Origin of the sequence: Rhodococcus sp. IEGM 1351 (assembly GCF_030056875.1) — a bacterium.
GTDB classification, from domain to species: Bacteria; Actinomycetota; Actinomycetes; order Mycobacteriales; family Mycobacteriaceae; genus Rhodococcus_F; species Rhodococcus_F opacus.
On the sequence record NZ_JASHKU010000002.1, the window covers coordinates 317,870 to 330,715 of the forward strand.

18 protein-coding genes and 1 tRNA gene are annotated in these 12,846 nt (G+C 59.4%); 14 read left to right on the forward strand and 5 right to left on the reverse strand.

Going from position 1 to position 12,846, the window contains the following annotated elements; translation table 11 throughout:
- Positions 1-40 precede the first annotated feature (40 nt).
- The 11 genes from QM806_RS04585 (at position 41) to QM806_RS04635 (ending at position 5,578) form a co-directional block, all read left to right on the forward strand.
- The gene (locus QM806_RS04585) at positions 41-295 is read left to right on the forward strand and encodes a hypothetical protein (RefSeq protein WP_283290545.1); all 255 of its coding nucleotides are present in this window, start codon (positions 41-43) and stop codon (positions 293-295) included.
- The gene (locus QM806_RS04590; protein WP_283290546.1) at positions 288-479 is read left to right on the forward strand and encodes a hypothetical protein; all 192 of its coding nucleotides are present in this window, start codon (positions 288-290) and stop codon (positions 477-479) included. Before QM806_RS04585 ends, QM806_RS04590 begins: the two co-directional genes overlap by 8 nt.
- On the forward strand, positions 469-612 hold the full coding sequence (locus QM806_RS04595) for a hypothetical protein (RefSeq protein WP_283290548.1): 144 nt from the start codon (positions 469-471) through the stop codon (positions 610-612). Before QM806_RS04590 ends, QM806_RS04595 begins: the two co-directional genes overlap by 11 nt.
- A 92-nt stretch (positions 613-704) precedes the next feature.
- Positions 705-932 carry a hypothetical protein gene (locus QM806_RS04600; RefSeq protein WP_283290550.1) on the forward strand — a complete coding sequence of 76 codons (228 nt, stop codon included), beginning with the start codon at positions 705-707 and terminating at the stop codon, positions 930-932.
- A complete protein-coding gene (locus tag QM806_RS04605) occupies positions 933-1,382 on the forward strand; it encodes a hypothetical protein (protein ID WP_283290552.1) in 450 nt (149 codons plus the stop codon).
- Positions 1,383-2,942: 1,560 nt separating this feature from the next.
- Positions 2,943-3,161, forward strand: coding sequence for a hypothetical protein (locus QM806_RS04610; RefSeq protein WP_283290554.1), 219 nt, complete (start codon positions 2,943-2,945; stop codon positions 3,159-3,161).
- Positions 3,158-3,442, forward strand: coding sequence for a hypothetical protein (locus QM806_RS04615; RefSeq protein ID WP_283290556.1), 285 nt, complete (start codon positions 3,158-3,160; stop codon positions 3,440-3,442). Before QM806_RS04610 ends, QM806_RS04615 begins: the two co-directional genes overlap by 4 nt.
- 399 nt (positions 3,443-3,841) lie before the next feature.
- The gene (locus QM806_RS04620) at positions 3,842-4,117 is read left to right on the forward strand and encodes a hypothetical protein (RefSeq protein ID WP_283290558.1); all 276 of its coding nucleotides are present in this window, start codon (positions 3,842-3,844) and stop codon (positions 4,115-4,117) included.
- Entirely contained in the window at positions 4,110-4,586 is a 477-nt protein-coding gene (locus QM806_RS04625; protein WP_283290560.1) for a hypothetical protein, read from the forward strand. The genes QM806_RS04620 and QM806_RS04625 overlap by 8 nt, the downstream gene beginning before the upstream one ends.
- A gap of 8 nt (positions 4,587-4,594) precedes the next feature.
- Positions 4,595-5,086 (forward strand): DUF3846 domain-containing protein, encoded by a 492-nt coding sequence (locus QM806_RS04630; protein ID WP_283290562.1) that lies wholly within the window; start codon positions 4,595-4,597, stop codon positions 5,084-5,086.
- An 87-nt stretch (positions 5,087-5,173) separates the two neighbouring features.
- Complete coding sequence (locus QM806_RS04635) at positions 5,174-5,578, forward strand: hypothetical protein (protein ID WP_283290563.1); 405 nt, start codon at positions 5,174-5,176, stop codon at positions 5,576-5,578.
- Positions 5,579-5,797: 219 nt separating this feature from the next.
- Here QM806_RS04635 and QM806_RS04640 read toward each other — a convergent pair whose 3' ends face one another.
- The gene (locus QM806_RS04640) at positions 5,798-6,106 is read right to left on the reverse strand and encodes a hypothetical protein (protein WP_283290564.1); all 309 of its coding nucleotides are present in this window, start codon (positions 6,104-6,106) and stop codon (positions 5,798-5,800) included.
- 193 nt (positions 6,107-6,299) lie between these two features.
- Here QM806_RS04640 and QM806_RS04645 point away from each other — a divergent pair, with 193 nt between their 5' ends.
- The gene (locus QM806_RS04645; RefSeq protein WP_283290566.1) at positions 6,300-6,587 is read left to right on the forward strand and encodes a hypothetical protein; all 288 of its coding nucleotides are present in this window, start codon (positions 6,300-6,302) and stop codon (positions 6,585-6,587) included.
- Between the two features lie 86 nt (positions 6,588-6,673).
- Positions 6,674-7,906 (forward strand): site-specific integrase, encoded by a 1,233-nt coding sequence (locus QM806_RS04650; protein WP_283290568.1) that lies wholly within the window; start codon positions 6,674-6,676, stop codon positions 7,904-7,906.
- Positions 7,907-7,960: 54 nt separating this feature from the next.
- On the opposite strand, the gene QM806_RS04655 is transcribed toward QM806_RS04650, so the two are convergent.
- The 4 genes from QM806_RS04655 to QM806_RS04670 form a co-directional block, all read right to left on the reverse strand.
- A tRNA-Val gene (locus tag QM806_RS04655) sits at positions 7,961-8,035 on the reverse strand.
- Positions 8,036-8,067: 32 nt separating this feature from the next.
- Positions 8,068-8,532 (reverse strand): peroxiredoxin, encoded by a 465-nt coding sequence (locus QM806_RS04660; protein WP_005247827.1) that lies wholly within the window; start codon positions 8,530-8,532, stop codon positions 8,068-8,070.
- 39 nt (positions 8,533-8,571) lie between these two features.
- Entirely contained in the window at positions 8,572-8,997 is a 426-nt protein-coding gene (locus tag QM806_RS04665) for a DUF3052 domain-containing protein (RefSeq protein ID WP_005247829.1), read from the reverse strand.
- Positions 8,998-9,165: 168 nt separating this feature from the next.
- On the reverse strand, positions 9,166-9,702 hold the full coding sequence (locus QM806_RS04670) for an Rv2240c family protein (protein WP_005562267.1): 537 nt from the start codon (positions 9,700-9,702) through the stop codon (positions 9,166-9,168).
- 224 nt (positions 9,703-9,926) lie between these two features.
- Between QM806_RS04670 and aceE the strand changes: the two genes are divergently transcribed.
- Positions 9,927-12,782: a pyruvate dehydrogenase (acetyl-transferring), homodimeric type gene (aceE, locus tag QM806_RS04675; protein WP_283290571.1), complete on the forward strand. Its 2,856-nt coding sequence runs from the start codon at positions 9,927-9,929 to the stop codon at positions 12,780-12,782.
- The last annotated feature ends 64 nt before the right edge of the window (positions 12,783-12,846 follow it).

Genomic DNA, 12,846 nt, shown 5'->3' on the forward strand with positions numbered 1-12,846 from the left:
CGAGCAGATACGAACGACGCTCGGTGACCGTAATCCTAAGTTGACGAAGCGTATCGAGAACCAATTGCAGTTTCCCGCCTACAGTGTCGGGTACCTTCTGCAGAAATTGCCCCACTCAGTGGAGGTGCGCAATCACTTTATGAACGAAGACTTTGGCGTCATTCAGATTGGCGGGTGGGCAAACGAGATGAGAAGCCGACTCAACGTTACTGCGGACACACCCGAGGACGCCGCCTGCAAGCTCGCCATCGAACTCTTCAAGCAAGGCGATCTCAAGAGGGACGGTGATGAGTGAGCGCCCCACCCAAGTCCCGGTCAACTTCCGCCTCGCTGTCCCCCGAGAGTCAGGCAACTACGTGGAAGACGCCGGCCGAACGCGCCAATTCCTCGCCGTCGCCAACGCTGCGCTGAAGGCGGCCGGCTACTCGATTGAACTCGTCGAGGTGTTTGAGACCGAGGAGGTTAGTCGTGAAGATTAGCCGCAACCTCTGGCTCTACCTCGTCGACGCGATCTGGGACTGCCTGAAGCTACTCGGCCTGACCGTCACCGTCATCGTGCTCACTGCTCTGTTCGCACTCTGGCTGATGACCAAGATCCACTGGACTTCGTAGTCGAGTGGGCATATCCCGGCATTGACGTGTACCCCCGTTGTGCCGGGTTACGTCCATTGGACGAGATCAACTAAGACACCGAAGGAGGTGATGTGAGTTCAAATAGTTCAAGTTCAACAAGTAGCGGTATCGGCTTCGTCGGAGTCCTGACCATTGTCTTCATCGTGTTGAAGCTGGTACCTGGAAATGCTGTGAATGACTGGTCGTGGTGGTGGGTGCTCTCGCCAATCTGGATCAGCTGGCTCGTCGTAATTGCCGTGGTCGTATTAATTGGTGTCGCCGTCGGCATCTACAAGCTCGTTAAGTGGGCCACTCGCTAGATGGAACGACAACCCAACCCCGAACGCTGGGACGACGAGACGCTTATTGACTACGAGATCGCGGCAAGCGATGCACAGGACCGCCCGATAAACGACGCTGCTGCCCGCATGATCGCATCCCAGTGGCACAACGGCCAGGCCAGCGCCATGTACTCCTTCGTCTCAACTGGAGAGATCACCCCGGAGTTCGTCTACGAACTGGGTGACACCCTGGCGTCGATTGAAGAGCCAGAACGACGCCAGCACCTCCGGGCACTCGTCGACTACGTCTACGACCGAGACGAGATCACGGCGGTAGAGGGATGGAGCAGGCTATGGCTTAAGCAGCCTGACGACCAAGTCGATGACTGGGCAGATCATGACCTAGACAATTGCCCCGCGTGCGGATCTCATGTCGCGGAGCCACATGCAAATGGCTGCCCTCTCGATGAGGCCATGTTTGACGAGTAGTTCTAAATAAATTGAAGGTGTGCGATAATAGAAAACACAAAATAAACCCCGAGTGCAGTCGGGGTCATAGATCTATTATAGACCTTTGGCCTCCGTTTCGGGAGGAGGTAAATAAAATGAAATCAAACTTAGCGACAAGGCGTCCACGAGTCGAGTTCCCTCAACCGATCGATCATATTGTCATTTCATCAGCAAGCGGCGACATGATCCAACTCGATATCGAGGACGCAGAGCTAGCAGAGTTCTCGTGGTCAAACGATGGTAGAGGGTATCCCCGGTCAGGGTCGCAAGAGCTGACTCATAAATATCTACATCGAGAGGTCATGGCCCGAACTCTAGGAAGACCACTCTCAAGAAGCGAGCTTGTCGACCATCGCAATCACGACATCTTTGATAATCGACGAACGAACTTGCGAATCGCCACATATGCGCAGAACCAACATAACTGCCGACCGAACAGAGGAACAGTAAGCAGGCATAAGGGCGTCAGCCTTACGCCCAGCAGCAAATGGATCGTTTCGATCTCCTCCCAGCGAATTAGCCACTACATCGGAGTATTTTCGTCTGAGGCGGAAGCCGCGTGGATGTACGACCAGTGGGCGCTCGCGCTTCACGGAGAGTTCGCCTATACCAACTTTGATTACGTGTAGTTTTCCACAGCTTTTTCCGCAGTGGAAAACTATCGCCTAAAATTACTATTGCATATTTAAACGAACTGGTTCATTATGGTTGCAGAAACCAAAACAGGAACATCATAATGACAGATAATGAACGAACACAATCAGCACTTTCACAGTACCCAATACACTACGAAAAATCCGACGACTCTGCTTTCAAGAAGAAGCTAGGCGGCTGGAAGCGTACAGAACGCGAGGAAGCCGACCAGGCAAACAAAGCTGCAGAGCGCTTTGACGATTTGCGTCGCGTTTACAGAATCGGACTATCAATCGTTGCAACACCAGTTATTTCGGTGCTGCTACGTGTAGGGACAGTAAAGTAGTCGCGGTTGCCCGCAAGTCCGTGTGGTACCCATTCCATGGCAACTGTGGCAAGTTTCAAAAGTAGTGTGTCGCACGGGGCGTAAGCCCTTGATCATACGATCAGCAAGGCGGGACGGGTAGGCACCTGTCCGTCCCGTGCGGCGCATTACTTCACTTTGACAGCTATGCGAGGGCTGTCAAAGCACATTAAAAGAAATCAGTCCGCAGTCCGATGTTGTAGATAGTACGGGGCGAGAGCCCCTTCGCCCTCCCCTGGGCGGACTTACGATAAGCGGGGGTACAGAAGAGTTTGGCAAAGATCTTTCCTTACTCTTCTCTCCCGTACTGTCTACAGCGACTGCACATTCCAGTAGTGGAGACGACCGAAGATTGAGCCCCCTTGCTCCGTAACCTTCGTCTCCGCCACTGGGCACATGAACCAGCCCACCCGGTTTGTGTGCTCGTTCTTGAAGCTCATCGACCGTCGCGTCAGCCCTCCACCATGACTGGCGCGACATATCTATCCGATCGATGAGCTGACTAGATCAGCCGACCAACAACTAAATAGGAGAACGCCACGATGGCACACAACGGTCCCGAATCACTACGACATCAACCCTGCACCGCGGAGACCGAAGTGACGCGGCCGTTCACGCAGCCGGAGATCGCTCAGCTCGCTATTTACCTGGCATTCGAGGACAAGATGGCCGAGGCAGACGAGCACCTGATCACCCGCGATGAGGCTGTTGCGCACATGGAGCAGTTGGCGCCGGTCATCTTGGAAGGTGGCGCGGCATGAGCGAGATCTACCGCCCCGTACCACAACACGAAGGCGTCGACACCGAAGAACAGCTCGTCATCGGCTCTGAGCGGGACTTCATTGAGCTGCAGGAGCCACAGACGGTGCATGATCTCGGCAGCTTCGCGCTACAGCGTGCGCACGAGTACATGTCGATCTTCTACGAGTGCCAGGAAGCATTGAATGAGTGGGGCTATGCCGACAAGCGACGCGGTCAACGTGTCGATCTATTGGCAAAGGCGAGCCTACTAGAGCGCGCGAGGGTGCATGAAGGCGACTGACTTCCCTTTCGCTCGCATCAAGAGCGTGACAAAGCATTCGAGCACTGGTTGCGAGTGCTGGAAACAATGTTTCCGTTCGGAGAAACGTGCGAAGAATCGAGCTGATTCGTCGGTAGATAGCCGTGGGACGTACAGCCATTACCGATGCACCAAATGCAAGCACTGGCATGTAGGCCACACCTCGCCGAGGAGCGGAAATGCCTAGTCTCTTCTGCTTACTACTTACCGTTTGGATCAACGTCCGCTATGCACGAGACGGCTTGTTCGCGGGTTACATCCTCGACGGTCATGACATGGTTGGCAACGGCGAGGTCTGCGAAGACCATTGGCACGTCGTGTGTCGGCGTTGCGACCTGACCGCTGCCTCCGAGGTAAATCCCGCCGACTGGGAGGACGATCGTGGGTAGCCACTACAACAGGGGTGGCTCGGTCAAGAAGCAATATCTCACTGCGCATGCAGCGAGAGAACATAAGGACTGGCTGCCTAACGCCAAAAACCACGAGGTCAATGTCTACGTGTGTCCTCAGTGCAAGTACTACCACGTTGGGCGAAAGCCAGTCAGCGGACTTGAGATCGCTGTGCGCAAGCAGCTTGCGAAGCAAGACGAGTACCTCTACGGGAGATTGATCGGCGCGCTCAAGGCGGTGCTCAACCGCGAGGTTGGTGATGCGTAGCAACGTAGAGAACGACATCTACAGGCTCATCGCACAGCACCTTCGTATCAACTACCAGGGCGTGGTGTTCCACTTCGACACGTCTGGCGTCAACAACACCAGCCACTATTCACGCGCGCTCTACAAGGCGTTGAACGGCGATCCAGGATGGCCCGACCTTCATGTCGCCGCGCGCTCGCACCCAGACTTCGGCGACTACCTTGGGCTGTTCATCGAGGTCAAGAAGCCTGGTACGCGCATCCGAAAGAAGGACGGATCACTCGTCGCCGATCCGCACATCAGGGACCAGGCCGAGATGATCAAGCGGCTCAACGCGGCCCGGCTACTACGCGGCGTTCGGGATCAGCTACGCGAGCTGCAAGAAGCTCATCGACCAGTACCTTATGGGGACGTACACCGAAGAAATCATGTTCTAAATCGCGGACAGAATCTTGCGCCCAACCGGACGCAAGTACTTTCCGCGATTTAGGAGCAGTCATGAACAAGATCCGTTGCATCGTGATCCCCGCCGACATCAATGTCGAGGTGGGTCACATGGAGTTCTATGAAGGCGACCTCTCGGCGATGCAGGGCATTGTCGGCGGTCTCTACCAGGCCATCGACCTGGAAGCTCAGAAGGCAACTCTCTGGGTGAACGAGGAAGGTAAGAACATAGGTCTCCCGAAGAACCAGCGCGCGACGATGGAGCTGTGGCTTTCAGACGGCCGGTGGCGCTTCCAGGACTTCGTTGCTGGCAACGCCTTCATCACCGGTCAACCGGACGAAGAGGGCCGCACCACGTCAGTCCCGCAGGAGATCATCGATCTGCTGTTCAAGACAGACGAGTACAAGTACGAGGTGCAGACAGGTAGTCCATCGTGGAACGGCAACGGTCTGCGATACGACGACTACTGGGATGCCGCCCACGGCGTGCTCGAACTGTCCTCGCGCTGGATGCTCGTCACCGAGTGCCGCGTCGTAGCTGCGTAGATCGTGAAGGCAATGCCCCCGCTACCGAAACGTAGCGGGGGACTTTCTTTGTCCGACTACCCTCACTTCATGAACTCGGAGGCGGAAATGATCGAACAGCGTCAGAACGAGATGCGGGATAAAGCGCGGGAGATCGCCGTAGGTCGATGGCTCAAGGTCGGCAACGGCCAGCGATTCATCGTGACGTTCTACGAGGATGGGACGCTCAATGAGTGCCGGGACGACAACCCATCCGAGAGCTGGGGTGGAAGTTGGTCCGCTGATTCATACGTCGAGTGGTACAAGCCTGGGCGATACTCAGGTTCAATGGACTTCGTAAACGGAACGATCGAGTTGTTGATTGGCGAGTGGAGATCGATCTTCACCGTCAACGGAGACAAGGCCGATGAACTCAGCGGCAAGGAGTACCCGCACCATGTGACGCCGTCCGTGTACGGCGAGTACTCCGGGCAGAACCGTGGAGTGACGTTCACATTGACCAGGATCGATTAGATCGTGGGAACTAGCCCGTCTGAATGACGGGCTCTTCTCATGCCTAGAGAATGCAAAGAACACCCGAGGGTGTTCGTTACTTTCCAAATGCGTACGCCTGTCACGTAATAACTACTATAGCAAAATCACAGGTGAAATAGAATGCCCGCCGCTGGATGCGACGGGCTATGAAGTTGTTTAGTAGGGACAGAAGTCAGCCGTTTTACGGGCGAGAACAGATCAGTCAGCGTTCGGCCGGTAGCCTTTGCGACGACCCCTGAGCTGGTCGAAGGTCGTCAACTTCTCCGCAGGAACCAACTTCGCGAACTCGGCAGCAGTGGCGAACGCCTCCTGCGAAGTGCCATCGGCAAACCGAAGTTCGAGACTCACGAGGTTTCCCACCGTTTTCAGAGCCTTCAGTTCTTCCTGCGAGGCGTCGAATTGTCGTGCCTCCTCGTGCTCCGGATGGCGAACGACGACGTTCACCACTTGAGCGTCGTCGAGCTCGACACCGGTCAGATCAGATACACGAACGCTTCTGAAACCCATTGCTCTCACCAACTTTCAACTAGATGCGATAGAAGACGGGCGTCGTTCTATGCCTCTATTAATGACATACTCAGCATTTATTTACAATGCTAAATATAGTAAAATGGAAGTACAACAAATAACCCCCGAGTACGAGTCGGAGGTCATCCTCGATTATAAAGTAGATGGCTCCTATCGGGAATAGGAGAATTACATGAGTTTACGCTCAGTCAAAGAGTTACAAGAAGAAGAAAAGAAATATTCGGACATTGTCTGGTACGAACGAAAGCTGGTCATGCTGGCAAATATTCAAGAAGGTATCGAAGAAATGCCGCCGGAAGACATCATGGACGGCATGACAGCCGGTATGCGACGTATAGAGGCGCAGTATGGTAAGGAAAACCTACCGGCTAAAGATGACTTCGATTGGGGTATGACAAACGGAAAGCTATCAGCGATCCGATGGATGCTCGGCGACGACTGGGATTCCCTGGACACTTAATGCGATGGCACAGACTATTGAAAACACGCTTTTAGGTTTCGGCGTAAAATGGGAGTTTCCGCTCGTAAATCGAACTGAGGACTCCCATGCCTAGGCAACAATTACCGCCACAGATTAAACCTGTCACTTTGCAGGGCCGTAGAAATGGCCGGCCTATCGTCAAGTATCAGCTGACGGTCGACACAGGCATAGTCGACGGAAAACGCAAGCAGCTCCGGAAACGCTTTGATACCGAGGCTGAGGCACGTGCTGAGCTGGCTAAGGTGATCGATCAAAGAGCATCCGGTACGTACGTAGCGAAGCGCTTAGACACGGTGAGCGAGACCGTCGCACGATGGATCGCGGGTCGCCCGGGGTGGAACGAGGTCACGAGAGTAACCCACCGCAACCGACTCAAACCGCTCATCGTTCTCTACGGTGATCTCCCAGTCCAGGATCTAAAGAAGTCACACCTCGACAACCTGATGGAACGTTTGAGGCTGGGGGATATCCCGCGACCAGATGAGAGACGCCGACGCCCGTCCAACGGCCAATCCCGACGCAACGTTCTCAGCTCAATTCGTGAGCTGTTGGCTAGCGAGATGAAGCAGGGACACATTCCCCGCAACGTCGCGCAACTAGTCGACGCACCCAAGCTTGATAGCGAGGAACGCCCGACGCTCACGGTTGAGGAGCTACAACGGGTGCTCGATATCACGGCGAGCGATCGCGACGGACATCAGCACTGGCTCGGATCACTCGGCCTCAGGAAACAAGAGCTAGCGGGTCTCGGGTGGGAGCACATCGACATGGAGGCCCACACCATCCAGATCGTGAGGACTCGAACGATCGCTGACGGGAAGGTCGTCATCGGAAAGCCCAAGACTAAGCGCTCACGGCGCGAGCTACCGATCCCTGATCCCGTCTACTCATCGCTACTCCACGCACGAGCCGTACAGCACCGCGAGCGCCTGGAAGCCGGTACCGACTACCAGGAGAGCGGCTACGTCTTCGTGGATGCGCTTGGACGGCCTGTGTACCCCGACTACCTCACCGACCGCTGGAAGGCCGCTTGTGGGCGTGCTGGCGTGCCAGTAATCAACCTGCATGATGAACGTCACACCTGCGCGACACTGATGATCCTGAACGGTGTGCCGATCCCGACCGTGTCGGAATGGCTTGGCCATGCCACGGCAGCATTCACGATGGCGCGCTACGTCCACAACCAGCCGTACGCGCTGACGGCCGCTTCGACCACTCTGGCGGGTTTGGTCAGTACAAAGAACGACACAGAGTTATCGGGAGATGTGACAATCCGTGACAACTCGGTGGCATCGTGACAACGTGTGACACTCTGCGAGAGGCGAAATAACACCTCTCACCTGCATAAATCTTGGTGGGCGCGACAGGGGTCGAACCTGCGACCGCTGGTGTGTAAAACCAGAGCTCTACCACTGAGCTACACGCCCGAACATCCGGCGAGAACCTCGCCGGATGCGCATCAGGACTCTAGCGTGGCGAGAGCCTTCTCCCAAGCTCCCTGGTCACGGGCCTCTCCGGGCCCGTTCATCTCGGCGAACCGGATGACGCCTTCCTTGTCGATGACGAAGGTGCCGCGGTTCGCGAAGCCCAGCTTCTCGTTGAAGACGCCGTACTGCTGCGCGACCGCACCGTGCGGCCAGAAGTCGGCGAGCAGCGGGAAGGTATATCCCTGCTCGGCGGACCAGATCTTGTGTGTCGGCGACGCACCGACGGACAGCGCGAGAATCGCAGTCTCGTCGTTCTCGAACTTCGGCAGTTCGTCGCGAACCTTGCAGAGTTCACCCTGACACGTTCCGGTGAACGCGAGGGGGTAGAACACGAGCAGGACGTTCTTCTTTCCGCGGTAATCGGAAAGCGTCACTTCCTGATTGTTCTGATCCTTGAGAGTGAAATCGGGGGCGGTGGTGCCCACCTCGAGCGGCATGACGTGATCCTTAGGTGAGTGAACGAAAAGTGAGACTGCTCAGCGCTTGTTCGCGGGACGCGACTTCGGCTGAACCAGACGGCTTCCCGACCAGTCCCCGAGGTTAGCCGCCGACGTCTGGGTGAGACCGGCTGTAGGTGCGGACTCGGCGATCTCGCTGGGCTCGACGTGACCGGGCTGACCGGTCTTGGGGGTGAGGACCCACACGAATCCCTCGTCGGCCAGGGGGCCGATGGCATCCATGAGGGCGTCGACGAGGTCTCCGTCTTCGTCGCGCCACCACAGCAGCACGACGTCGATCACCTCGTCGGAATCCTCGTCGAGCAGTTCTCCACCGATGGTGTCCTCGACCGCGGCACGCAGGTCGTCGTCGGTGTCCTCGTCCCAGCCCAGTTCCTGTACCGCCATGTCGGCAGTGATCCCGAGTTTCTGAGCGTAGTTTTGGGCGTCCGCCGCGGCGACCACGGTGGGGTCCTCCTTTTGTTGACGGTGCTCGGATACCCGAACACCTGCCGGATGAAGATCAATTAGGTGAAAGCGAACATGCTCGAACGCTTTCGCGCAAGCCGACCACGCGAATTTTTCTCAGAAAGTAGTGATGCGTGGTCATCGACCGAGCCTACGGTGCGGGAGTCACGATGTGGGGCAGGCTGCCCGAATCGCGTCGCTGAGCTCGTCTCCACGGCTGGCGAGCGTGTTCAGAATGTCGCCGCGTTGCCCGCCGTCGACGGCGGCCGCGAGTTCCCGATAGTTGTTCGCGTAATCGGTGAGCAATCCGGTCAGTTCGGTAGGAAGCGTGGGTGTGGCGGCGTTCGCACCGTCGGCCGCCGCCCGAAGGGCCGCCGCCGCGGCGCTCGCCTTCGCGCCGGTATCCGCGGCATCGGCGTTGGCGGCGTCGATGAAGGCGTTGTAGGTGTCGATGGTGTCGCCGGCACGGTTCACGAACATCGTGCACTGTTCCACGAGCGCCTCCCGCTCGGCTGCGGCCTTCTGTGAGGACGACGCGGCCACCGATGAGGACGTCGCCTCCGCGGCGTACTCGGCGGCCTGAGAATCGTTCTGCTGCGCGGTCCCCTCGATGGCGCCGCCGCATCCGGCGATGACGCCCACACCGACGATCGCCGCGACGGCAGCACTCGCCGGCCCCCAGCGGCGCCTCGACGTGCGCATTCGTCTCCCCCATGTTTTCGACGACATCGACAAGTTCAACATTCGGCCCCGGATCTGCGCAAACGCTACCGGAGAGTAACCCGAACACAGTGTGCCGACTGCGCCGCGATGGTGAAAGATAAGGGTCGCGCCATATTCATAAAGGAGATGGGTCGGGCCTAACAAGGCCGCGATCGCATGGAGAGGACGCCACACCGCGCGTCCCACCACAATGAGGAGCAACGTTGTCAGACCTGATCCAGGGACCCGCGTCTCAACCGGATTCCGCCACACCCGGCGCCGGAGCGGCCCAACCTTCCAACCCCAGTGCGACCCCGGGTTCCGACGGCCGCGTTCGCGTCATCCGTGAGGGTGTTGCGTCTTACCTGCCGGATATCGACCCGGACGAGACCACGGAGTGGTTGGAATCGTTCGACGGACTGTTGGACCGGTCCGGACCGACCCGTGCCCGGTATCTGATGTTGCGGATGCTCGAGCGGGCCGGGGAGAAGCACGTCGCCCTGCCGGCGTTGACGTCGACCGATTATGTGAACACCATCCCGACGGAGAACGAGCCGTGGTTCCCGGGTGACGAGGAGACCGAGCGCCGGTATCGGGCGTTCATCCGGTGGAACGCGGCGGTGATGGTGACCCGGGCGCAGCGGCCGGGGGTCGGGGTCGGTGGCCACATTTCGACGTATGCGTCGTCGGCGGCGCTGTACGAGGTGGGGTTCAACCACTTCTTCCGCGGCAAGGATCATCCCGGTGGTGGGGATCAGATCTTCATTCAGGGGCATGCCTCGCCGGGCATCTACGCCCGCGCCTTTTTGGAGGGGCGGATCCCGGCGGAGCGGATGGACGGGTTCCGGCAGGAACACTCGCACGCCGACGAGGGCGGCGGGTTGCCGTCGTACCCGCACCCGCGGCTGCTGCCGGATTTCTGGGAATTCCCGACCGTGTCGATGGGGTTGGGCCCGATGAACGCGATCTACCAGGCCAGGTTCAACCACTACCTGCACGACCGCGGCATCAAGGACACCTCCGATCAGCACGTGTGGGCGTTTCTGGGTGACGGCGAGATGGACGAACCCGAATCGCGGGGTCTGGCGCATGTGGCGGCCACCGAAGGTTTGGACAACCTCACGTTTGTGGTGAACTGCAACCTGCAGCGCCTCGACGGCCCGGTCCGCGGCAACGGCAAGATCATCCAGGAGTTGGAGTCGTTCTTCCGCGGCGCCGGCTGGAACGTGATCAAGGTGGTCTGGGGCCGCGAGTGGGACGCGTTGTTGCACGCGGACCGCGACGGCGCCCTGGTCAACCTGATGAACGTCACCCCGGACGGCGACTACCAGACCTACAAGGCCAACGACGGCGGGTACGTGCGGGAGCACTTCTTCGGCCGGGATCCGCGGACGAAGGAACTGGTCGCGAACCTGTCCGATCGCGACATCTGGAACCTCAAGCGCGGCGGCCACGATTACCGCAAGATCTACGCCGCGTATGCGGCGGCGATGGCGCACAAGGGGCAGCCGACGGTGATCCTGGCGCACACCATCAAGGGCTACACCCTGGGCAAGCACTTCGAGGGCCGCAACGCCACCCACCAGATGAAGAAGCTGACCCTCGATGATCTGAAGAATTTCCGGGACCTGCAGCGCATCCCGATCTCCGACGCCGAGTTGGAGAAGGACCCGAAGATGCCGCCGTACTACCACCCCGGCCCCGATGCCCCGGAAATCCAGTACATGCTCGACCGGCGCCGCGCGTTGGGTGGGTTCCTGCCGCAGCGCCGCACCAGCCCGGCGCCGTTGCCGCAGCCGGCGGACTCGACCTACGACGTGGTCCGCAAGGGCTCCGGCAAGCAGCAGGTCGCGACCACCATGGCGTTGGTGCGGATCATGAAGGAATTGTTGCGGGACAAGGAGATCGGCAAGCGGATCGTGCCGATCATCCCGGACGAGGCCCGCACCTTCGGGATGGACTCCTGGTTCCCCTCGCTGAAGATCTACAACCGCAACGGCCAGCTGTACACCGCGGTGGATGCGGACCTGATGCTCGCCTACAAGGAATCGGAGATCGGGCAGATCCTGCACGAGGGCATCAACGAGGCCGGCTCGACCGCCTCGTTCACCGCGGTCGGCACCTCGTATGCCACCCACGGGGAGCCGATGATCCCGCTGTACATCTTCTACTCGATGTTCGGGTTCCAGCGCACCGGCGACGGCCTGTGGGCCGCCGCGGATCAGATGGCCCGCGGCTTCGTGCTCGGCGCCACCGCCGGCCGCACCACCCTCACCGGCGAAGGTTTGCAGCACGCCGACGGGCACTCGCTGCTGCTGGCCTCGACCAACCCGGCCGCCGTCGCCTACGACCCGGCGTTCTCCTACGAGATCGCGCACATCGTCAAGGACGGGCTGCGCCGGATGTACGGCGGCACCGACGGCGTCGACGGGTTCGGTGGCGAGGACATCTTCTACTACATCACCCTCTACAACGAGCCCTACTCCCAGCCCGCCGAACCCGCCGACCTGAACGTCGAGGGCCTGCTCAAGGGCATGTACCTGTTCAAAAAGTCGCAGGCATCGGGCCCGAAGGCGCAGATCCTGGTCTCCGGTGTCACCATGCCCGAGGGGCTGCGGGCCCAGCAGCTGCTCGCCGACGAGTGGGGTGTGGCCGCCGACGTGTGGTCGGTCACCTCCTGGGGTGAACTGCGCCGCGACGGCATCGAATCGGAGCGCCAGGCCCTGCGCGACCCCGGCACCGACGCCCCGCTGCCGTACGTCACGCAGGCCCTGTCCGACGCCGCCGGCCCGTTCGTGGCGGCCTCGGACTGGATGCGTGCGGTCGCCGACCAGATCCGCCAGTGGGTCCCCGGCTCGTACACCACCCTCGGCACCGACGGGTTCGGCTTCTCCGACACCCGCCCCGCCGCCCGCCGGTACTTCAACGTCGACGCCGAATCCATCGTCGTCGCCGTGCTGTCCGCCCTCGCCGGCGAAGGCACCCTCGACCGCTCCAAGGCCGTCGAGGCCGCCAACCGGTACCGCATCGACGACGTCCGCGCCGCGGCCGTCTCCTACACGGATACCGGTAGCGCGTAACGCCGACATCCTCACCCACCGCCGCCCGTGTGTCCGTCGGACAACACGGGCGGCGGTGGGCGTA

Bases quoted from the DNA above. Each gene is read 5' to 3' on its own strand.
- QM806_RS04590 (WP_283290546.1), top strand. From the start codon at position 288: ATGAGTGAGCGCCCCACCCAAGTCCCGGTCAACTTCCGCCTCGCTGTC.
- QM806_RS04605 (WP_283290552.1), top strand. From the start codon at position 933: ATGGAACGACAACCCAACCCCGAACGCTGGGACGACGAGACGCTTATT.
- QM806_RS04610 (WP_283290554.1), top strand. From the start codon at position 2,943: ATGGCACACAACGGTCCCGAATCACTACGACATCAACCCTGCACCGCG.
- QM806_RS04615 (WP_283290556.1), top strand. From the start codon at position 3,158: ATGAGCGAGATCTACCGCCCCGTACCACAACACGAAGGCGTCGACACC.
- QM806_RS04625 (WP_283290560.1), top strand. From the start codon at position 4,110: ATGCGTAGCAACGTAGAGAACGACATCTACAGGCTCATCGCACAGCAC.
- QM806_RS04630 (WP_283290562.1), top strand. From the start codon at position 4,595: ATGAACAAGATCCGTTGCATCGTGATCCCCGCCGACATCAATGTCGAG.
- QM806_RS04635 (WP_283290563.1), top strand. From the start codon at position 5,174: ATGATCGAACAGCGTCAGAACGAGATGCGGGATAAAGCGCGGGAGATC.
- QM806_RS04640 (WP_283290564.1), bottom strand. From the start codon at position 6,106: ATGGGTTTCAGAAGCGTTCGTGTATCTGATCTGACCGGTGTCGAGCTC.
- QM806_RS04645 (WP_283290566.1), top strand. From the start codon at position 6,300: ATGAGTTTACGCTCAGTCAAAGAGTTACAAGAAGAAGAAAAGAAATAT.
- QM806_RS04650 (WP_283290568.1), top strand. From the start codon at position 6,674: ATGCCTAGGCAACAATTACCGCCACAGATTAAACCTGTCACTTTGCAG.
- QM806_RS04660 (WP_005247827.1), bottom strand. From the start codon at position 8,532: ATGCCGCTCGAGGTGGGCACCACCGCCCCCGATTTCACTCTCAAGGAT.
- QM806_RS04670 (WP_005562267.1), bottom strand. From the start codon at position 9,702: ATGCGCACGTCGAGGCGCCGCTGGGGGCCGGCGAGTGCTGCCGTCGCG.